Origin of the sequence: Prevotella sp. P5-50 (genome assembly GCF_002251295.1) — a bacterium.
Classification (GTDB): domain Bacteria; phylum Bacteroidota; class Bacteroidia; order Bacteroidales; family Bacteroidaceae; genus Prevotella.
On record NZ_NPJA01000015.1, the window covers coordinates 79,103 to 100,136 of the forward strand.

Below are 21,034 nucleotides of genomic sequence, written 5' to 3' on the forward strand. Positions count from 1 at the left end.
AAACTCATTGAAATTGCAGCGTAAATTGATATTTGCAGCTCACAAATGCTTGATACATAGACAGCTTTCGGATTATGGCAAATCATCGTGAAAAGCATCCTTTTCACAGCGGCGCAATAGTACTTCGCTTGACGCACATCGTGATGTGGCGTAAAACCAAACATGCCCACCTTTGGTGAAAGGTGGGCATGAGTGTAGAGTATGCAGTGGAATTAAAATTCCAGAATCATCGTCTGACGTGGGCGGAGCTTCACATTCTTGTTGAGCGATACATGTCTGCCAGTGGTCACATCGGTGGCTTTGACCGTCTCGCCTATGATTTCAGCATAGCGCTTAACGTCGAGCTCGGCAGCTTCGCGCTTACCGTTGATCACGGTCATCACGCTCTTGCCCTTATACTGACGGGCTACGACATAGACACCCTTGTAGGTGATGAACTGAGTCTGACTGCCTTTGGTAATCACTTCGTTGCCCTTGCGCCAGTGGAGCAAGTTGCTAATCCAGCGGAACATATCGTTTTCCGCCTTTGTTCTACCTTCGGCAGTAAACGCGTTGTGCTTGTCTGAAGCCCATCCGCCAGGAAAATCCTGACGCACATAACCATCGGTAACAGTCTTCGTGCCGTTCATCATCACCTCGGTACCATAGTAAAGTTGCGGTATGCGATTGATGGTAAGCAGCAGCGCCAATGCCTGTTTCAGTGCAACGGAATCTTTTCCCTCGCCCAAGAAACGGTCGGTATCGTGGTTTTCCACAAAAGCCATCACGCTTTTTGGATTTGGATAGAGGTAGTCGTAACACAACACATTATAGATGCGGTTCATGCCGTTCCACCATTCGTCGGTATCTTCGTTCTTCGCCTGATTGATGCGATCGAAGAAAGCAAAGTCCATCACAGTAGGCAGATAACTGTTCTTCTCAGACAACTTGCTATCTTTCTGCCATGCAGCTGTATAGGCAGGCTCGGTAACCCATGTTTCACCCACGGTGTTGAAATTAGGATATTCCTCGCCAAGCACTTTCATCCAGTGTGCCATAGCATCACGGTCAGCATAAGGATAGGTATCCATACGTATGCCATCAATGCCTACGGTCTCTATCCACCACTCGCTGTTTTGGATGAGATAACGTATCACATGGGTGTTGCGCTGGTTGAGGTCGGGCATAGAAGGCACGAACCATCCATCCACAGTCTCGTGCAGATCCACCTTGCTGGCGTATGGGTCGATCACTGGCGTCAGTTTATAACTGGTCTGGAGATACTTGTCGTTCACCTTAGCCACACCATCTATGGTGCCTATGTTCTTCTGATGCTCCGCAGTTTGATTTTCTGGAGCAAGCCATTCCGATGTGTTGAACCAGTCTTTCGATGGCATGTCAGCCACCCAAGGATGGAAATATCCGCAGTGGTTGAATATCATGTCCATCACAATCTTCAGTCCTTTGCTGTGGGCTTCATCTGCCAAACGACGGTAGTCAGCGTTGGTGCCGAAGCGTGGATCTACGCGATAGTAGTCCGTAGTGGCATAGCCATGATAGCTACTGCTCTTTCCGTCGCTGGGACTGTCATTTTCCAAAACCGGTGTAAACCACAGTGCTGTGACACCCAGTTCGGTGAAATAGTCGAGGTGTTGACGGATGCCTTCCAAGTCACCACCGTGGCGCAGACTGGGTGCCTGACGGTCGATGGTCTTATCGCGCATGGTCTTATAGGCATTGTTGTTGGGGTTTCCATTTGCAAAACGGTCGGGCATCAGCATGTACAGTACGTCGGCATTGGTGAATCCCATGCGGCGTTCGCCCGCCATTTCGCGGTTTTTCAACAGATATTTCACCTTCTTCTGCTGTTTGCCCACCTTGAAGTTGAGAGTCATCTCTCCTGCCTGTGCATCTTTCAGATTGAGATAAACCAGCAAGTAATTGGGCGAGTCGAGTCGTATCAACGAGTCGATAGCCACACCGGGATAGTCGGTAGTGACGTTAGCCTCGCGGATATTGGGTCCATAGACCATCAGTTGCAGTGTTGCATCCTTCATGCCCACATACCAATCGGTGGGGTCTATGCGGTCTATCTTTACCACAGCCGAAGCGGAAATCATGCTCATAAGCATCAAAAAGGATAAGAAAATTTGTTTTATTTCGATTGTCTCTTAGTTAAATTAGGTGTAGTTATTGACGGTAGAGAATCAGTGCCGACTGACCATCGATGGTAGTTTTACCACCGCTGACGGGCATGCCGATGCCTGCTTCACTAATCACTCCATTGCAGCAAGCCACGCGGTATTCACCTTCGGGAATATCGACAGTCTTGGTGTCGCGGTTGCCGTTTAGCACCACGATGATGTCTTTCCAGGTGTCAATGCCTTCCAGATCTTTCAACTGGAATGCAATGAGACAGTCCGAGGCGGTTAGGAATTGCAGATGGCGCACCACCCTTTCAGCCTTAGCGAAGGCGGAAAGCAGGATGATTCTTACGCAGTTGTATTAGGTTGCGATAGTATTCAAACACCTGAGGATACTGCTTCAGGTTGTCCCAGTTGAACTCAATGATGCTGTCTGACGATGGCACCACGCTGACCATTGACACCTACGGCCTTGGCAAAAGTGCCGGGACACTCGCCGCGACCGATGTCGAAAGTGTAGAACTTGCCGTTGAGGTCGCCTTTCACTGTGGCTTCCCAGCGGTCGGTGCCTACGGCGCGCATCTTCACAGTCTTGATGGGCTTGCCACCCTGACCGTTCTGATAGATACGCACTTTGGGCATAGCAGGTGCGTTGAGGTGGAATACGGTCTGTGTTTTATCATAGACCATCTCGTTGAAACGTCCCTGTGCATGGACCACCGGTGTGATTAGTGTGACCATCAGTGCAGATAGAATATATTTTCCATTCATATTGATTGCTTCAATAGGGGATTATTTAGCCATCAGCGAAATAGCAAAACCACCGCCACGTGCCTCTTTGATCTTCAGCACATCGCCACGTTTCACAGTCTTGTGGATAATCTGATAGGCTTTGGGATTACGCTCATAGTCTGCGTCTTTACCATCCTGATAGATGGCGCAATCGTACTTACGACCCTTATCGAGGAAGTCCAGACGTACTACGGCGGTGCGTGCTTCGGCATCGGTCTTACCGCCAACAAACCAGTTGTCGGTGCCTTTGGCCTTGCGGGCTACGGTAATATACTTGGCAGGCTCTGCCTCAAGATACTTAGAGTCGTCCCAGTCGCAAGCTACGTCGCGGATAAACTGGAAGGCATCATCGTATTTCTCGTAGTGTTCGGGCAGGTCGGCAGCCATTTGCAATGGACTGTACATCACAAGATAGAGTGAGAGCTGACCGCAAAGGGTGGTGTGTACGAAACTTGTGTTACTGCTCCATTCAGAGAGTTTGGTTTCGAAAATACCGGGAGTGTAGTCCATCGGACCGCCTTGCAAACGGGTGAAGGGCAGCATCACAGTATGGTAGGGCACACTACCGCCGAAGGCTTCATACTCGGTGCCGCGTGCGCTCTCGTTGCCTACAAGGTTAGGCCATGTGCGGCAGATACCTGTAGGACGTGTGGCTTCATGGGCATTGACCATGATATGATGCTTGGCAGCAGTCTCTATCACACGCTGGTAGTGGTTGTTGGTGAGTTGGCTGTAGTGGTATTCGCCACGTGGGATGATGTCGCCCACATAACCGGTTTTCACTGCATCATAACCATATTTGTTCATCAACTCAAAGGCTTTCTCCATGTGGCGCTCGTAGTTGAGAGTGGAAGCTGAGGTCTCGTGGTGCATCATCAATTTCACGCCTTTCGAGTGAGCATACTCGTTGAGGGCCTTGATGTCGAAGTCGGGATATGGAGTGACAAAGTCAAAGACATCCAATTTCTGATTGCCGAACCAGTCCTCCCAGCCTTCGTTCCATCCTTCCACAAGTACTTCCTGAAGTCCGTTCTTGGCTGCAAAGTCGATATAGCGCTTCACTTCTTCGTTTGTAGCACCGTGTGTACCGTTGGGCTTGCACTTCTTATAGTCCGTTTGACCTAAGCGTACCGATGGAAGATCGTTGGTATAGCTCCATGTCTTAGTACCTACAATCATGTTCCACCATACTCCGCAGTATTTTGTGGGGTGAATCCATGAGGTGTCTTCTATCTTGCAAGGCTCGTTGAGGTTGAGCGTCAGCTTACACGACAGCATGTCGCGGGCATCGTCGCTGACGAGGATGGTGCGCCACGGTGTGTTGAATGGAGTCTGGATGAAACCTTTGCGACCTACAGCATCAGGGGTGAGCCATGATTCAAAGACGAGGTTTTTATCGTCCAGATTCAGGTGCATCGTGGGATAATCAAGGCATGCTGCTTCGTGGATGTTGATATACAGACCGTCGGCAGTCTTCAGTTGGAGCGATGTCTGAACACCGGTGTCCGAGAATACTGTGGTCGATGAATTGTTCTTATAGCTTTCGCGATTCTTGGCAATGACCTCGCGAATGCCGGTAAGTGGAGTAATCTGGTATTCATACTCCTGTGTGTCGTAGTCGCCAGGAATCCAGTAAGCAGTGTGGTTGCCCGTCATGGCAAACTGAGTGTGCTCTTCTTCTATCACAAAATAGTTGAGCTGATTCTGTTGGGGAAACTCATAACGCAGTCCCATGCCGTAGTCATAGACCCGGAAACGAATGGTCATGTCGCGATCAGATGTGGGCTGGTTGAGGCATACCGCCATTTCGTTGTAGTGGTTGCGGATAGTGGCTGTCTCTCCCCAAACGGGGCGCCATGTCTCGTCGAAAGTTGAGGTTTGGGTGTCCTTCACTTTGAAACCTTCCATGAGGTCGGTTTCGTTCATACCTTTCGACGCATGTTTGTCGCAGGCAAGAGCCAGTCCAAGGTGTGAGGGATTAACCACTTTCTTGCCTTTATACGACATCTCATAGGTCGGTTGACCTTGTTCTGTCAGCGAGAAGGTCAGTGTGACATTGCCATTGGGTGATGTCACAGTCTGCGCAGCTACCATCATGGGCAGCAGCGCAAGTACAGTCATTATTGTTTTCAGCATGTGGATTGTTATTTTATGAATATTGTCTCTCGGTTGTGATGAGGAGCTTTACGACCTGCCAGTCTGTCGGATAAGGGTGCTGATGGTGTCGGTCAGCTTGCTGTCGGCCATCAAATCCTCAATGTTGAGATGCATGCGGTAGCGCCAATAGTGTTTCGGATTGGCTGGAATATTGATGCGCTCGGCATCGGCATCGGGTAGGCGGAGACGTTCATCCATAGCCAACCAGTCCTGAATGCTTAGGATGCAGAGCATGGACGGGCATGCCAAATGACGTGCGATGATGTCTTCTGCCAACCATCCGGGGAGTGGATGGGGAGCAACGCCGTCGCGATATAGCATCGTGTTGTAGTAGTCTTGAGTGCGGTTGTAATCTTCGTCCCACCACTGGCGAAGGGTCGGCATGTCGTGACTTGATATGGTGCAGACCGAACGGTAGTGATTGCTGCTGAGATGACCAAAGCGCACTGTGGGCGACTTGGGCATGCTTTGCAGTTCCAGACTGAGTATCTTCAACTCGTTCATCACCCAGGGCACGCAGTCGGGCACCATACCCAAATCTTCTGCGCATACCAACATGCGGGTGGCTTGTACCAACTTAGGAAGTTTCTTCATTGCCTCGCGATACCAGAACTGGTTATTGCGGCGATAGAAGTAGTCGTTGTAGAGTCGGTTGAAAGCCGCCTTATCGTTGTCGTAGAGTGATTCATAGATGAAGTCGAGCTGGGCGGAAATGCGTGGATGGAACATGTTGGGATCGCGGCGGTCGCGAACAAAGAGTACGTCGCTTACCAAGACATATAGTCCATCGCGCAACCATAGGTCTTCCTGACAGGTTGTCTTTGCAAAGCGTGCTTCTATCTTGCGCTGTGTATCTACCTCAGCTTTCATGCGGTAACGCTCGCCATCGATGCGTTCGAGATAGGTTTGGCGCACTTCATCAGCACGCTCGTGGAAGATTCGGTCCAATACCCAGTCGGTAATGAAAGGTTCGGTGAAGCGTTGCTCTTGGAAGTTGAAACCATACTGTGCTATCTCTTCGCGGCTCATGGCCTGCGAAGGAGAAAACTGTCCGAGAAGTCCGTGAACGCTGTCGGTGGGGATTTCCCAAATGCGGAAGAATCCTAAGACGTGGTCGATACGGTAGGCATCGAAGAACTGTGACATGTTTTGGAAACGACGAACCCACCATTGGCAGTCGTCTTTCAGCATTTCATCCCAGTTGTAGGTAGGGAATCCCCAGTTTTGACCGTTCACCGAGAAGTCGTCGGGTGGTGCACCGGCCTGTCCGTTGAGGTTGAAATATTTGGGTTCCATCCATACATCGCAACTGTAACGGTTGACGCCGATGGGGATATCGCCCTTGAGAATGACACCTTTCTGCTTGGCATAGTCGTGCGCTGCTTTCATCTGTGATGACAAAACGAACTGCACGAAATAGTAGAAGGCTACCTCCTCGTAGGCTTTAGTACGAGAGTTTGATAAGTTTTGGCGGTCATCCTCATTCCATGTGTTGTGGTCTTTCCATTGAGTAAAATCGGCTGTACCATACTTATCTCTCAGATATGAATACTGAGCGTATGGTATGAGCCAATTCTGAGTCTCCTGGAAGAATGCCTTAAATTCGGCACTCTTCATCGTCTTTTTACCTTCTTGAAGATAGAGTTTCTGCAAATATGCTAATTTAAATCTGTTTACTGCTTCGTAATCAATCTGTGGCAAAGCGTTCAAACGCTGGCGCTCTGCCTCGGAAGACTTGCGATCTGCCTCATCTGCCAATGCGGGTAAAGCGCGAAGATCGGCATACTGAGGATGGATGGCAAAGATGCTGATGCAACTGTAGGGATAGGAGTCGGTCCAGGTGTGCGTAATGGTTGTGTCGTTGATGGGCAACAACTGCAATACGCGCTGACCAGTCTTGACTACCAAGTCTATCATCATCTTCAAATCGCCGAAATCACCAACACCCGCACTGCTCTTGCTTCTCAGCGAGAATACGGGTATCAATGTGCCTGCCAGTTTGTGATTGTAAATCTCGAAAAATGCCTGATCGAGATGATATACCACTACTTGGCCCTTCGACATGGTGGGCAGACTGATGCTACGGTTGTAGCCACATTCCCATAGTTGGATGCTGCCTGAAGCGTCGGTGATGACGAACTTCAGTTCTACAGGACCGTTGTGCAAGGGTGCTGCATCAATGTCAATCGCCCATTCACCATAGTTATGGAGGGTCATGGGGAGTGACTTCTCAGGATTCCAACCGCCCAATGAGGGAGCAGAACCTATTACTGCCAATCGCTCGCCATTGCGCAACTGTGGTGCACGAACGGTGATCCGCACTGTTTGGGCGAAAGAGGTAGCCTTCATCTGTTGAGGCTCCTGGTGGTTGATGCAGTCTGTAAAGGCGCTACTGTATAGATATGAGTCATCGGGCATACTGTTCCATCGGTCGTAGATGGTATATTCAGTAGCCGTGGTGCTGGTTATGTCCAACAGGTGTCTTACCATCTGCCATTCGTAACGGTCGCCGTTGCTGCCGCCAGACACCTTATAATAATAGGCGAGGGTAGTGGCTTTGCTCTGTGCTAAATCGCAGTACCAATCTGTGCCGTTGATGGTTGTCATGCGGTACGACTTCACCTCATGGCCTTCTATGATGTTCAGCGATACTTCTTCGCCGAAGTTTGTATTGTATTCAATATGGAAATGTAGAGTCATATTTATATGAGTTATTGGGTTTCTCGGTGCGAAAGTAAGAAAAAAAACTGTACCTTCTGGTGCTCCAATCAAACTATTTTTATCTTAAGACGTGCAAACGTTTGCATTACTTACGCTCCCTTTTTGTCTATCAAAGACACAAAAACGGCACCACGTCTTGTCGCTGAGACTACCAACTATCGGTTGTACGAGGATTCCCATCAATGGTGGGAGAATCCAGAATTAACTCAAATCGTGGGGGTCTGCTCCTAAAGTGGCAAAAATACGCGAGATATTTGCGCTTTGCAGGGCGTAGGCAATCTGTACACCGAAGAATCCAAAACTCAAATTCCAGAGTGTCCAGAATGAAAGATCAGGTTTTTGTGTCATTGTTATTATTGTTTTTTTTTGTTTAACGTATGAATGAATGTTTTGTGTCGTATGGTATCATGTTGCTTGCCGTATATTATAATATGCTATGTTAGCGTGTCGTACCTCTGATAACCAGTCGGGTACGAACTACACGCAGTTCTACTTCGTCCTTGGGAATACTGCCTTCCACTTGTCCTATTAGAATGTTGGCAGCCTCTTCGCCTACGGCAATACCGCGCTGCTCTACTGTTGTCAGCATTGGATCGCTGGCTTTGGCACGGTCACTATTGGTAAATCCGCAGATACTGATGTCAGTAGGAATGCGGAATCCCATGTGCTTGGCGGTATAGAGTATGCCGATAGCCGTGTCATCGTTGATGGCAAAGAATGCATCGGGTCTTTCGCCTTCTGGTAATGATAGAATCTCTGGTGTAATAGCCTCGGCTTGTGCACGGTTGTCACATAGTTTAACGAAGCCTTCATGTTCTTTCAAACCATGTTTTGCCAAGGCATCGTGATAGCCGTTATAGCGGTTCTTCGACAGTTCGAGATTCATGGGAGAACCATAGAAAGCAATGCGTTTGCAGCCGGTATCTATCAGATGGGTCACGGCTGTATATGCTCCCATATAGTCATCTACCACAACTCGCGAACCATTCACACCTGTACAGATGCGGTCGTAAAATACCAAAGGTACGCCATTGTCCATCAGTTTGCGGAAATGGTCATATTGCTTGGTGTCCTTGGCTTGTGACACAATGATGCCACACACCTTATTCTTATAGAAGGAGTCGCAGATAGCCACTTCCTTATCATAGCGCTCGTTGCTTTGTGCCACCATCACACGGTAGCCGCGTGCACGTGCTTCTTCCTCAATGCCCGAAAGTACTGACATGAAATAGTAATGCACAAACTCAGGAACAATTACTCCTATCACCTTCATGGGCTGTATCCTACTGTGACGCAGGGCTTCACCAATGACATTAGGATAGAAGTTGCGCTCCTTTGCGTAGGCTTGGATGCGTTTCTTTTGCGATGCGCTAATGCGTGGACTGTCCTTCAAGGCACGGCTCACGGTAGCTACGGAAACGCCCAATTCGCGGGCGATATCCTTCATTGTTATAGGTATTTTATCACTCATGGTTTTCAGTTGTTGGCACAAAAGTACTTATTATTTTTGAAAACAAAGGTGATTTTTGACGTAAATCAATAAAATCAGATGCAAACGTTAGCATTAAAAAAACATCGGATTTGACCTGAAATACTTTTGCCAAACATCTGAAACTCCTTGTCAAAACATGATCTGCAAATACCGATCAGTTTCATTTCTATGCGATATTTGTTGCTTTTGATGGAGAAACAGCAGCACCACAGATACGCTTACGACCATGTTGTGGTCGAAGTGTGGTCGAAATTCCATGATTTGAACATTCGACCACACCGTAAGATCCTAACAGATAGGATATTGCAAATATCTGTGGTCGTGTGGTCGAAATTTCTTAAAAACTAAAATAACTATGCGCGAGAGCATGGCTGCTTATTCGTCATGACTTCTCATCACTAAACCGATGGCAACTGGGTGTTCGAATATTCCTGTGTTTTTAGAATCGAACACCGCTATAATGTGCAGTAATACACGAAGTTATTTCAATGTGGTGTTCGATGTTCGATCTGAAACAAAAAACTAATTCGCGTGCGCACGTGTGCGCACGCGATGCATTATTATCTGATTTCAGATGAAGAGATGCTACGCATCTGAGGTACTCACGTTCGAAAATGAAAATAAAATCGTTATTTTATTTTGCATTTCTCTCACTTAATCGTACCTTTGGTCTCACAGACCTTAGGTACTCACGTTCAAAAATGCTCAAATAAATTTTGCATTTTCTTCACTTAATCGTACCTTTGGTCTTACAGACCTTAGGTACTCACGTTCAAAAATACTCAAATAAATTTGGCATTTTCTTCACTTAATCGTACCTTTGGTCTTACAGACCTTAGGTACTCACGTTCAAAAATACTCAAATAAATTTTGCATTTTCTTCACTTAATCGTACCTTTGTAATCAAATAAACGTACTACAATGAGCACAGTACCACAGCAATGGAATCAGTTTTATCTGAAAGACGTATCGTTTGTCAACCTCATGACACGACGCATCTTCAATGTACTTATAGTTGCCAACCCCTATGACGCCTTTATGTTGGAGGACGATGGCAGAGTGGATGAGAAACTCTTCGACGAGTATATGGAACTCGGCATGCGCTATCCACCATCGTTCAGTCAGGTGTCAACCACTGAAGAGGCAGAGCAAGTGCTTAAAACTACCGATGTCGATCTGGTGATATGTATGCCAGGTAATGCCGACAACGATGCCTTTGCTGTGGCGCGTGACGTGAAACGCATGGCACCACAGATTCCCTGTGTGGTGCTGACACCATTCTCACACGGTATCACCAAACGTATAGAAAACGAGGATATGTCTATCTTCGACTATGTGTTCTGCTGGTTGGGAAACACCAACCTCATACTCTCTATCATCAAACTGATAGAAGACCGGATGAATATCGAGCACGATATCAACGAGGCTGGCGTGCAGATGATACTCCTCGTAGAGGACAATATACGTTTCTACTCCTCTGTATTGCCCAACCTCTACAACTATATTCTGGCACAGAGTAAGCGATTCTCGACCGAAGCGCTCAATCCACATGCTGCAGCACAGCGCAAACGAGGACGCCCCAAAGTGGTGCTTGCCACCAACTACGAGGATGCGATGCGCATCTATGAGAAGTATCATGAAAATACCTTGGGCGTCATCAGCGATACCCGATTCCCCATGCATACCCCACACGGACAGTTGGCACAGGTGCAGGATGGCGATGCTGAGGCTGGACTGAAACTGTTGCGCGAGATACGCAAGCGCGATGAATATGTGCCACTCATTCTGCAAAGTAGCGAAAGCGAAAACCGCGCAAAGGCAGAAGCCGAGGGCTTTGACTTCATCGACAAGAACAGTAAGAAGATGAATGTTGACCTGCGACAGGTGATAGAAGAACACATGGGATTCGGCGACTTCATCTTCCGCGATCCGCAAACCCATGAAGAGGTGTGTCGTGTGCGATCGCTGAAGGAACTGCAAGACAATATCTTCAAGATTCCCAACGACTCGATGCTCTACCATATATCGCGCAACCACATGAGCCGCTGGCTCTGTGCAAGAGCCATCTTCCCCGTATCGGCATTCCTCAAACATGTCACCTGGCACAAGCTACAGGATGTCGATGCCCACAGACAGATTATCTTCGATGCCATCGTGCAGTATCGACACATGAAGAATATCGGCGTGGTGGCAGTATTCGACCGCCTGAAATTTGACACCTACAGCCACTTTGCACGCATTGGAGAAGGTTCGCTCGGAGGAAAAGGCCGTGGCCTGGCATTCCTTGACAACATCATCAAGCGCCATCCCGAACTCAATCAGTATCCTAATGCGCGAGTCATGATACCGAAGACCGTTGTGCTCTGCACCGACTACTTCGACCAGTTTATGGATAAGAACAATCTCTGGGGCATAGCCCTCAGCGATGCCAGCGATGACGAGATACTCCATCACTTCCTCAAAGCACAGTTGCCCGATGCACTCATTGCCGACTTCTTCACTTTCTTCGATGCGATCAAGTCGCCAATCGCTGTGCGCTCGTCGTCGCTGCTGGAGGACTCCCATTATCAGCCCTTTGCCGGTATCTACAGCACCTATATGATTCCTTATCTCGACGATAAGTATGAGATGCTCCGTATGTTGGCATGTGCTATCAAAGGCGTGTATGCATCGGTCTATTATAAAGATTCGAAAGCCTATATGACGGCTACTTCCAATGTGATCGACCAAGAGAAAATGGCTGTCATACTACAGGAAGTGGTGGGCAAGACCTATGGCGATAAATACTATCCGACCTTTAGCGGTGTGCTCCGATCACTCAACTATTACCCGATAGGCGATGAGACTGCCGAGGAAGGTATTGCTTCCCTCGCCCTTGGGCTCGGTAAATATATTGTTGATGGAGGGCAGACGTTGCGCGTTTCGCCCTATCATCCCAATCAGGTGTTGCAAACCTCAGAGATGGAAACGGCACTCCGTGAGACCCAGACACGCTTCTATGCACTCGATATGAGTAGGGTGGGCGATGATTTCCAAGTGGATGATGGCTTCAATATCAAGAATCTGAGAGTGAAAGAAGCCGATAAGGATGGGGCGCTCACCGGTATTGCTTCCACCTTCGATCCCTACGATCAAGTGATTCGCGACGGCATCTACGAAGGTGGACGAAAGATTATTTCCTTCTGTGGCGTACTCCAACACGGGGTGTTCCCACTGCCAGAAATATTGCAGATGTCGGAGCGCTTCGGTGCCGACGAAATGCGCCGCCCGGTGGAAATAGAGTTTGCTTGCAATCTGGAGAATGGCGAACAAGGCAAGATGAACGGCAATTTCTATCTGTTGCAGATACGACCTATTGTCGATTCCAAGCAGGTGCTCGATGCCGACCTCGATGCCATCAGCGATGAGAAATGCTTGTTGCGATCTGCCAACTCGTTAGGACACGGTATTTCGGAAGATGTCACCGATGTGGTATATGTCAAGACCAACGATGATTTTACGGCTTCAGAAAATCCGTATATCGCCGACGAGATAGAACAAATCAACAGACGATTCCTCAACGAGGGACGCAACTACGTACTGGTAGGACCGGGACGATGGGGATCAAGCGACTATTGGTTGGGCATTCCCGTCAAGTGGCCACACATCTCTGCAGCACGCGTTATCGTGGAAGAGGGACTCAAAAACTATCATGTCGATCCCTCGCAAGGCACTCACTTCTTTCAGAATCTCACCTCCTTTGGCGTGGGTTACTTCACCATCAATACCTATACGGGCGATGGCCTATTTCAGAAAGAGGTGCTCGACAGTATGCCTGCTGTGGAAGAGACACCACATGTGCGCCATGTGCGCTTCGACAAGCCGTTGAAGATCATGATGGATGGCAAGAAGCAGAAGGGTGTTGTACTTCTGCCCGATGCCGAACAGTAAACGGAAATAGGCTGTGGGAAGGGGTGACCGACTTTACTGTCCGCCCAAACGCGAGAAGTATTCTATCACCTCTTCCCATGTCTTGAAGGTGTCGCTGCCGTATTCCAATAGCGTGGCCATGGTGTCGGGAGTTTTCTCGCGAGCTATCAGATAGTCGCCATAGAGCAGATGGCGCTGGTTGGTAAATACGGTGTGACCCCAGGCAGGAACACCCACATACTGCGTCAGCCAGTCGGTAGTGACGGCATACTCGGCAGCATCGCTACTGGGCGATGGTGCTACGAAATACACCTGATAGTGCTCAATGAGCATGCGGATAGCTTTTGCCATCGAACTCGTTGGTTTGTTGTAACTGTCGGCAAGAGTCTCAGTACCTATATATATAATAGGTCGTTCGCGTTGCTCCTGGCTGTCGTCAATCCAACGGATGACCGGCAGCACGGAGTGCATAAACGATTTGTCGTTCATGCGGTGCTCGCCATGGAAATGCAATGCCTGGCGATAGTGATCATGGAAGTCGGCATAACCATCTACGGTTGTGTCTTCATCGCCAAACAGTCCATAGACCAGCGATTGCTCATCGTCGGTCACTCCCTCAAAACAGTGTTCACAGAAGTCTTTATACTCTTTAGCCAATGCCTTGGTCACGATAAACTCCTGCACTCCGTCCTGTCGGGGGTTCTGAAAAGTCTGTGCCCCGATCATGCCATGACTCTTCATCGTGTCGCCCATCTGTAGGGCAGGGTTTACACAGATGCGAGCATAGCCATAGAGGCGCTCGGCATACATGCCACCCATCGATGTGCCGATAATCAGATGAGGCTGCTCCTTCTGGCAGATGTCCTGTAGCAAGGCGATGGCTTCATCGGGATGCAAAGGCAGATCGGGTGCAATCACATGGGCGTTGGGCATCACTTCGCGAAGGCGTGCCACAGTGCCCGACTGTCCGCTTGAAGCAAAGCCATGAACATAGAGTACGGTCTTTCCCGACATCAGTTCGGGATATTGTTGTATGTAAGGATTTTCCATTGAAGTGAAATTTTTTGCAAAGTTACTGATTATTTGCGAAATATTTCGTAACTTTGAACCCAAATATGACTAATAAATCGTAACATGAGAAAAGTATTTCTACTATTGATGACATGGGTGGCTGCTATGACCGTTTCTGCTCAGCCCCTGCGCAACCCTATCATTCCAGGTTATCATCCCGACCCAAGTATCTGTCGTGTCAATAGCGACTTCTATCTCGTCAACTCTTCATTTCAATATTTTCCAGGTGTACCCATCTTCCATTCCACTGATTTGGTCAATTGGAAGCAGATTGGCAATGTGCTCGACCGTTCCTCACAACTGAATCTGAAGGGTGCGTCGTCATGGTTGGGCATCTATGCACCTACCATTCGCTACCATGAAGGTGTGTATTATATGATCACCACCAATGTGGGTAATGGCGGCAACTTCATGGTAACAGCCAAAGATCCGAAGGGACCATGGAGCGAACCGATATGGCTTGAGCAGCAAGGCATCGATCCATCGCTGTGGTTTGAAGATGGCAAATGCTATATGATGTCTAATCCCGACAATACCATCATGCTCTGTGAGATAGACCCTGCAACGGGCAAACAACTCACCGAGAGCCGCCCACTGTGGCAAGGCACTGGTGGACGCTATCCCGAAGGACCGCACATCTATAAGAAAGATGGCTATTACTACCTGCTCATCTCTGAGGGTGGCACCGAATTGGCACACCGTCTGACCATAGCACGCAGCAAAGATATCTATGGTCCCTACGAGTCGAATCCCGCCAATCCGATTCTCACCAACTGCAACATGAAGGGACAGACGATGCAAATACAAGGCACCGGACATGGCGATTTCGTTCAGGCTGCCGACGGAAGTTGGTGGATTACCTTCTTGGCATACCGCAATTTCGGCGGTTCATACCATCATCTGGGCAGGGAAACCTATCTTGCACCCGTTGAATGGAAGGAGGGTGAATGGCCTGTGGTCAATGGTGGTAACCCTATCGATACACTCATGCAGGTGCCGGCGCTCTTTGGCACACTTGCCGACAGCGTGAAGAGTCAGCATGACATCAATCCCAAAGACCCACAATGGGTGTATATCCAGAATCCCATCGCCGACAACTATCGCTTTGCCAAAGGTGGTGTCACACTGAAAGCGTCAGCCAGTACGCTGACGGAGAACAGTCAGCCGACATTCATCGGACGCCGACAGGAAAGCAACACCATGGTTATGGAGACCGAGATTGATGTGGCTTCGCTGGATAAAGGATGTGAGGCTGGCATCACGGTCTATCAGATCCATGACGGACACTTCGACCTTGCACTCGTCAAAGACGACAAGGGTGGGGTGGAAGTACAAGCTGCCTATACCATCAAGACACTCCATCAGGCGCAGAAGGCAATGCTGGCAAAAGCCAAGATGGTGCGTTTGCGTATCACTGCCGTTGCCGACCACTATGTGTTTGAATATGCTGCCGACGGTGCACCGTTCACAACGCTGTCCCGTCAGGCCTGTTCGTTGGTCAGCACCGAAGTGGTGGGTGGCTTCACCGGAGTTGTCGTTGGCATGTATGCCCAAGGCAAAGGCGCTGCCCGTTTCAATTATTTCGACTATATAGAAAACTAATCATCAACAAATATATTCACTAAACACGTAACACGATGAAGAAGTACTTAGCAGAAATGGTAGGCACATTCGTGCTGACCTTCTTAGGCTGCGGTGCAGCAGTAAGTTTGAATTGTGGTGTCGATACGGCATCAGTAGTGGGAACGGCTATGGCTTTCGGTATCTCGGTCATTGCCATGGCATATACCATCGGCGGCATTTCCGGTTGCCACATCAATCCTGCTATTACGCTGGGTGTATTCCTCAGTGGACGCATGAATGGCAAGGATGCCGGCATGTATATGGTGTTTCAGACCATTGGAGCCATCATAGCTGCTGCAGTACTATCGCTCCTGGTATGGACCGACCCCAGTTTGGTGGAAGGTACGGCAACTGGCGCAAACGCATGTGCTTCCAATAATGTGTTCAACGGATTGTTGGCAGAGGTGTTGCTCACCTTCCTTTTCGTCCTCGTGGTGTTGGGTGCTACCAGCAAGACCAATGGTGCTACCAACAATTTTGCAGGTCTTGCCATCGGTTTGTCGCTCATCCTCATCCATCTCGTAGGTATTCACTATACCGGAACATCGGTGAATCCCGCTCGTTCCATCGGTCCTGCCCTCTTCCAATGCGGTCAGGCATTGAGCCAACTCTGGGTTTTCATCGTCGGTCCGTTTGCCGGTGGCGCATTGGCAGCAGGGGTGTGGAAGATGATTGCACCCGATGGAAAATAAGTTTATCGGCTCTGTAGCAACAGAAACAGTTTGATGCGGTCGTTCTGACTGTCATCCATCAATATGGCGTGGCTCCTGCAGAGGGAGTCACGCCATTGCTATGTTAAGCAATGTCAATGGCGCACAGTCATCATGGGGTGCTGTGTAAACAGAGTGAAAAGAAGTATAACAATACTTGCAAAACGATGGTGTTGGGCAGAATCTTTGTATTTTTGCCGATGAAATGGAAGCACAAACATATCATACAGGCATTGCCCTGACACTGCTCACACTACTGTTGGCAGTGGTGGAAAGTCATGCAGAAGAGGCTGACAGCTGTAGCCATCAGCGCCAACTGGTAGTGGTCGATATGGAAACGGGTGTTCCGCTGCGCAACGTGGAGGTATCTACCGACGACGGACAGCACATGCGTACACCGTGGAATGGTGTGTTCTGTCTGCGCAATGGTTATAAAAGAGTTGATCTGGCTTGCCCCAACTATCAGAGTCGCTATCTGTTTCCCGACGAGGTGAAAGGCGACACCATCGGACTGTTGCCCAATCTTAATGCCCTGCGCGAAGTGATAGTCTATGGGCATCGGCGCGACAAAACGGCAGCCATCAATGCCCATCTCAACAAGGTGGATGCTCAGTTGATGCAGAAAATACCTGTCGGTTTCAATCCTTTGGCGTTGGTGGGATGGGCCATCGGCAAGATAGTTGGTCCGAAGGGACCTTCCAAAGCTGAGCGCCAACGGCAGAAGCAGCAGGCTCTGCTCGATAATTATTAACCCACCTTCGGGTGTCTAAAGCGTAAAGTGCAGGTGGTGGATGGATATGAAGAATGGCAAAAAATGGAATGTGGATTTTGCAAAATGGCAATTGACCAACTGATATATATTAATAATGTGTAAAGATGAGCTACAAACGGATAACTTTTTGTTACCACATCTGACACTTTCAAATATTTTTTTCTACCTTTGCATCAAAATTTAACTAACATATATAAAAATATAAAAGAATATGGTAAATTACAAAGACCTCGGCCTCGTAAACACTCGTGAGATGTTTAAGCGTGCCGTTGCTGGCGGTTATGCTATCCCAGCATTCAATTTCAACACTATGGAGCAGATGCAGGCTATCGTACAGGCTGCTGTTGAAACAAAGTCTCCAGTTATCATGCAGGTTTCTAAAGGTGCACGTAACTATGCTAACGGAACTATCCTCCGCAACTTGGCTAAGGGTGCTGTAGAGTATGCAAAGGAACTCGGTTGCGAGCATCCTGAGATTGTGCTCCACCTCGACCACGGAGACACTTTCGAGCTCTGCAAGGATTGTATCGACAATGGCTTCTCTTCTGTAATGATCGACGGTTCATCACTGCCTTACGAGGAGAACGTTGCTTTGGCCAAGAAGGTTGTTGAATATGCACATCAGTTTGATGTAACTGTTGAGGCTGAGCTCGGCGTACTTGCTGGTGTTGAGGATGATGTAGTTGCTGCTGAGTCACACTATACCAAACCTGAGGAAGTTATCGACTTCGCTACACGTACTGGTTGCGATTCACTCGCTATCTCTATCGGTACTTCACACGGTGCTCACAAGTTCACTCCAGAGCAGTGCACGCTCGTGAACGGTGTGCTCGTTCCACCGCCACTCGCATTTGACGTACTCGCTGAGATCGAGAAGAAACTCCCCGGATTCCCCATCGTTCTCCACGGTTCTTCATCAGTTCCTATGGAAGAGGTTAACACTATCAATAAGTATGGTGGTCACCTTGAGGCTGCTATCGGTATTCCTGAGGATCAGCTCCGTCAGGCTGCTAAGTCTGCTGTTTGCAAGATCAACATCGACTCAGACTCTCGTCTTGCCATGACTGCTGCTATCCGCAAGCACTTAGCTGAGCATCCTGGAGATTTCGATCCACGTCAGTATCTGAAGCCTGCTCGTGAGAACATGAAGAAGATGTACATCCACAAGATTGTGAATGTGCTCGGTTCTGATGGCAAACTGGCTCAGTGCTAAGTCTATTCATCGCGTAAGCGATAGATAACAATACTATAAATCACTCTGTTGTCCGATGGATGGCAGAGTGATTTTGTTGTTTTGTTAATGATTGTTCCTTTGCTGTTAACGATTGTGCTTTATGACATCAGTCTTCTATGGTGGTCGTTAAATTACAATAATACGCTGAGTTAAAAGATAATAAACCAATAGATATTGATGTAAAAAGATGTAATTTTGCGCTGTCGATGACATGTTGCATCGGTATATTTTTTAATAACAAATATATTAGCATTATGAAAAAGATTGGTATTATGATGTTGCTTTGCATGCTGGCGATAGGTGTGAAGGCACAGGAAGAGCGTTGTCCACTGCATTTTGAAGGTTCGTTCTATATGGGAGTATCTTCCAAAGATTTGACTTTTATGGGTGAAAACATTGATTTCGGCTATTCCCCCATCAACAGGTTGTCTATCCATGCATTGGCACACTCCGAATTCTTTATCCCCAAAATTGGTGCAATCATAGACAGCAACATTGCCGTTAACTTAGGAGGCGGTATCGGTTATCAGTTGCTCAACAACAAGAATTGGCGTATGGGAACACTCGAACTCCGAGGAACACTGACTACATCGTTGGGAAGTTCTAGTTCTACGTATAAGAATACTTCGTATGGTGTGGGACTGTATTTCTATAAACATTCCAATGCACAGCGCTTCCAACCAGTTATTGGTATAGGCTTTAATGTCAGAAACTTCCATGGTAATGTGCCAAACTTCTATGGCCCTTACGTATCGTTGGGCATTCGCTTCTGATGCTGTGATATTTGCGCTCTGTAATGCGCATTAGACCATGATAGGAGGTGGCTGTCGTCAGACAACGCCTCCTCTTTTATTTCTTCTTGTCTTAGGTACTGACGCTCGGAAAAACTCAAATAGATTTGGTTTTTCACTCACTTAATCGTACCTTTGACGTATTGCATCTTAGGTACTCACGCTCGGAAATGAAAATAAAAGCGAGCATTTATTTTGCATTTCACTCACTTAATCGTACCTTTGGTCCTATGGACCTTAGGTACTCACGCTCGGAAATGAAAATAAAAGCGAGCATTTATTTTGCATTTCACTCACTTAATCGTACCTTTGGTCCTACGGCCCTTAGGTACTCACGCTCGGAAATGAAAATAAAAGCGAGCATTTATTTTGCATTTCACTCACTTAATCGTACCTTTGCAAACATGAAATCATTAAGAGAACTATACCGAATAGGTAAGGGTCCATCGAGTAGTCATACGATGGGACCACAGAAGGCTGCGCAAATCTTTGCCAGTCATCATGGCGACGCCTATTCTTTCGAGGTGACACTCTATGGCAGCCTGGCTGCTACGGGACGTGGCCACATGACCGATGTGGCTATCAAAGAAGTGCTTGAACCCATCGCTCCGTTGCAGTTGGAATGGCAACCGCAGGTGTTTCTGCCGTTCCATCCTAATGGAATGAAGTTTGTGGCACGCGACGCGAACAATAATATAATAGATGAGTGGATCTGCTATAGCGTGGGAGGCGGTGCTCTTTCTGAAGGCGAACACCCACGCTGGTTTGCTGATCAAAGTGAAGTATATGAGCTGAATACCATGGCTGAGATTCAACAGTGGTGCGAGAAAAGTGGTCGCAACTATTGGGAATATGTCGGCGAATGTGAGGATGAAGGCATCTGGGACTATCTTGCTGAAGTTTGGAAAGCCATGCAGGAGAGTGTGGAGCGCGGCATCGACCACGAAGGTGTATTGCCCGGTCCGTTGCATCTGCCTCGCAAAGGTCCTACCTACTATGTGAAAGCCAGCGGTTATAAACAGTCGTTGCAAACCCGTGCCTTGGTTTATGCCTATGCACTGTCGGTCAGCGAGGAGAATGCTTCAGGTGGTACCATCGTTACCGCCCCCACTTGCGGATCGTGTGGCGTATTGCCTGCCGTGCTCTATCACTTGTCTCGCGGTCATAAGTTTAGCGATATTCGTATTCTCCACGCTTTGGCTACTGCCGGTATCTTTGGCAATGTGGTGAAACGCAATGCTTCTATCTCTGGTGCCGATGTAGGTTGTCAGGGCGAAGTAGGTGTGGCTTGTGCCATGGCATCTGCCGCAGCTTGTCAATTGTTTGGTGGTAGTCCGTCGCAGGTGGAGTATGCAGCAGAGATGGGATTGGAGCATCACCTTGGAATGACATGCGATCCGGTGTGCGGTCTGGTGCAGATTCCATGTATTGAACGCAATGCTTTCGCAGCTACCCGTGCTCTCGATGCCAACCTTTACGCTGCTTTGTCAGACGGTAGCCACCGTGTTTCGTTCGATCGTGTAGTGAAGGTGATGAAGCAGACCGGTCACGACCTGCCGTCGCTCTATAAGGAGACGAGTGAAGGCGGTTTGGCGCGTGCCTATCAGTTGCACAAAGAGGAACGCAGAGACTGACAAGA

The 21,034-nt window shown here is 48.3% G+C and carries 15 protein-coding genes and 1 pseudogene; 7 read left to right on the plus strand and 9 right to left on the minus strand.

All coding sequences use genetic code 11. The features are described 5' to 3' along the window. Window positions 1-212 precede the first annotated feature (212 nt). The 8 genes and pseudogenes from CIK88_RS02975 to CIK88_RS03005 form a co-directional block, all read right to left on the minus strand. Window positions 213-2,105 carry a glycoside hydrolase family 13 protein gene (locus CIK88_RS02975; RefSeq protein ID WP_371591489.1) on the minus strand — a complete coding sequence of 631 codons (1,893 nt, stop codon included), beginning with the start codon at window positions 2,103-2,105 and terminating at the stop codon, window positions 213-215. 64 nt (window positions 2,106-2,169) lie between these two features. Then, a complete protein-coding gene (locus CIK88_RS02980; RefSeq protein WP_144007397.1) occupies window positions 2,170-2,430 on the minus strand; it encodes a hypothetical protein in 261 nt (86 codons plus the stop codon). A gap of 13 nt (window positions 2,431-2,443) precedes the next feature. Beyond that, the gene (locus CIK88_RS12335; RefSeq protein WP_158214627.1) at window positions 2,444-2,581 is read right to left on the minus strand and encodes a hypothetical protein; all 138 of its coding nucleotides are present in this window, start codon (window positions 2,579-2,581) and stop codon (window positions 2,444-2,446) included. Beyond that, window positions 2,544-2,894 carry a hypothetical protein gene (locus CIK88_RS02985; RefSeq protein ID WP_094391180.1) on the minus strand — a complete coding sequence of 117 codons (351 nt, stop codon included), beginning with the start codon at window positions 2,892-2,894 and terminating at the stop codon, window positions 2,544-2,546. The genes CIK88_RS12335 and CIK88_RS02985 overlap by 38 nt, the downstream gene beginning before the upstream one ends. A 21-nt stretch (window positions 2,895-2,915) precedes the next feature. Beyond that, on the minus strand, window positions 2,916-5,051 hold the full coding sequence (locus CIK88_RS02990; protein WP_094434404.1) for a glycoside hydrolase family 97 protein: 2,136 nt from the start codon (window positions 5,049-5,051) through the stop codon (window positions 2,916-2,918). A gap of 48 nt (window positions 5,052-5,099) precedes the next feature. Beyond that, the gene (locus tag CIK88_RS02995; RefSeq protein WP_094434406.1) at window positions 5,100-7,772 is read right to left on the minus strand and encodes a 4-alpha-glucanotransferase; all 2,673 of its coding nucleotides are present in this window, start codon (window positions 7,770-7,772) and stop codon (window positions 5,100-5,102) included. Window positions 7,773-7,913: 141 nt separating this feature from the next. Then, a pseudogene (locus CIK88_RS03000) lies at window positions 7,914-8,141 on the minus strand (MFS transporter); the annotation flags it as partial. A 91-nt stretch (window positions 8,142-8,232) separates the two neighbouring features. After that, window positions 8,233-9,264: a LacI family DNA-binding transcriptional regulator gene (locus CIK88_RS03005; RefSeq protein WP_094434408.1), complete on the minus strand. Its 1,032-nt coding sequence runs from the start codon at window positions 9,262-9,264 to the stop codon at window positions 8,233-8,235. Between the two features lie 942 nt (window positions 9,265-10,206). Between CIK88_RS03005 and CIK88_RS03010 the strand changes: the two genes are divergently transcribed. After that, entirely contained in the window at window positions 10,207-13,215 is a 3,009-nt protein-coding gene (locus tag CIK88_RS03010) for a PEP/pyruvate-binding domain-containing protein (RefSeq protein WP_094434410.1), read from the plus strand. A 33-nt stretch (window positions 13,216-13,248) separates the two neighbouring features. Here the strand turns inward: CIK88_RS03010 and CIK88_RS03015 are convergent, their stop codons facing one another. Beyond that, a complete protein-coding gene (locus tag CIK88_RS03015) occupies window positions 13,249-14,244 on the minus strand; it encodes a YqiA/YcfP family alpha/beta fold hydrolase (protein ID WP_094434412.1) in 996 nt (331 codons plus the stop codon). 84 nt (window positions 14,245-14,328) lie between these two features. Between CIK88_RS03015 and CIK88_RS03020 the strand changes: the two genes are divergently transcribed. From CIK88_RS03020 to CIK88_RS03045, 6 genes are all read left to right on the plus strand, one after another. Next, window positions 14,329-15,867, plus strand: a complete 1,539-nt coding sequence (locus CIK88_RS03020; RefSeq protein ID WP_094434414.1) for a glycoside hydrolase family 43 protein — start codon at window positions 14,329-14,331, stop codon at window positions 15,865-15,867. 35 nt (window positions 15,868-15,902) lie between these two features. Continuing rightward, a complete protein-coding gene (locus CIK88_RS03025; RefSeq protein ID WP_094434416.1) occupies window positions 15,903-16,580 on the plus strand; it encodes an MIP/aquaporin family protein in 678 nt (225 codons plus the stop codon). 223 nt (window positions 16,581-16,803) lie between these two features. Further along, a complete protein-coding gene (locus CIK88_RS03030; protein ID WP_094434418.1) occupies window positions 16,804-17,349 on the plus strand; it encodes a hypothetical protein in 546 nt (181 codons plus the stop codon). 232 nt (window positions 17,350-17,581) lie between these two features. After that, window positions 17,582-18,583, plus strand: a complete 1,002-nt coding sequence (locus tag CIK88_RS03035; protein ID WP_094391190.1) for a class II fructose-bisphosphate aldolase — start codon at window positions 17,582-17,584, stop codon at window positions 18,581-18,583. A 275-nt stretch (window positions 18,584-18,858) separates the two neighbouring features. Next, window positions 18,859-19,377 (plus strand): hypothetical protein, encoded by a 519-nt coding sequence (locus tag CIK88_RS03040; protein WP_144007515.1) that lies wholly within the window; start codon window positions 18,859-18,861, stop codon window positions 19,375-19,377. 422 nt (window positions 19,378-19,799) lie between these two features. Beyond that, the gene (locus tag CIK88_RS03045) at window positions 19,800-21,029 is read left to right on the plus strand and encodes an L-serine ammonia-lyase (protein WP_094434422.1); all 1,230 of its coding nucleotides are present in this window, start codon (window positions 19,800-19,802) and stop codon (window positions 21,027-21,029) included. Window positions 21,030-21,034: the final 5 nt, after the last annotated feature.

Excerpts from the sequence above, each read along its gene's own strand:
- CIK88_RS02975 (WP_371591489.1), bottom strand. The coding sequence starts at position 2,105 with ATGAGCATGATTTCCGCTTCGGCTGTGGTAAAGATAGACCGCATAGAC.
- CIK88_RS12335 (WP_158214627.1), bottom strand. The coding sequence starts at position 2,581 with ATGGTCAGCGTGGTGCCATCGTCAGACAGCATCATTGAGTTCAACTGG.
- CIK88_RS02985 (WP_094391180.1), bottom strand. The coding sequence starts at position 2,894 with ATGAATGGAAAATATATTCTATCTGCACTGATGGTCACACTAATCACA.
- CIK88_RS02990 (WP_094434404.1), bottom strand. The coding sequence starts at position 5,051 with ATGCTGAAAACAATAATGACTGTACTTGCGCTGCTGCCCATGATGGTA.
- CIK88_RS02995 (WP_094434406.1), bottom strand. The coding sequence starts at position 7,772 with ATGACTCTACATTTCCATATTGAATACAATACAAACTTCGGCGAAGAA.
- CIK88_RS03005 (WP_094434408.1), bottom strand. The coding sequence starts at position 9,264 with ATGAGTGATAAAATACCTATAACAATGAAGGATATCGCCCGCGAATTG.
- CIK88_RS03010 (WP_094434410.1), top strand. The coding sequence starts at position 10,207 with ATGAGCACAGTACCACAGCAATGGAATCAGTTTTATCTGAAAGACGTA.
- CIK88_RS03015 (WP_094434412.1), bottom strand. The coding sequence starts at position 14,244 with ATGGAAAATCCTTACATACAACAATATCCCGAACTGATGTCGGGAAAG.
- CIK88_RS03020 (WP_094434414.1), top strand. The coding sequence starts at position 14,329 with ATGAGAAAAGTATTTCTACTATTGATGACATGGGTGGCTGCTATGACC.
- CIK88_RS03025 (WP_094434416.1), top strand. The coding sequence starts at position 15,903 with ATGAAGAAGTACTTAGCAGAAATGGTAGGCACATTCGTGCTGACCTTC.
- CIK88_RS03030 (WP_094434418.1), top strand. The coding sequence starts at position 16,804 with ATGGAAGCACAAACATATCATACAGGCATTGCCCTGACACTGCTCACA.
- CIK88_RS03035 (WP_094391190.1), top strand. The coding sequence starts at position 17,582 with ATGGTAAATTACAAAGACCTCGGCCTCGTAAACACTCGTGAGATGTTT.
- CIK88_RS03040 (WP_144007515.1), top strand. The coding sequence starts at position 18,859 with ATGAAAAAGATTGGTATTATGATGTTGCTTTGCATGCTGGCGATAGGT.
- CIK88_RS03045 (WP_094434422.1), top strand. The coding sequence starts at position 19,800 with ATGAAATCATTAAGAGAACTATACCGAATAGGTAAGGGTCCATCGAGT.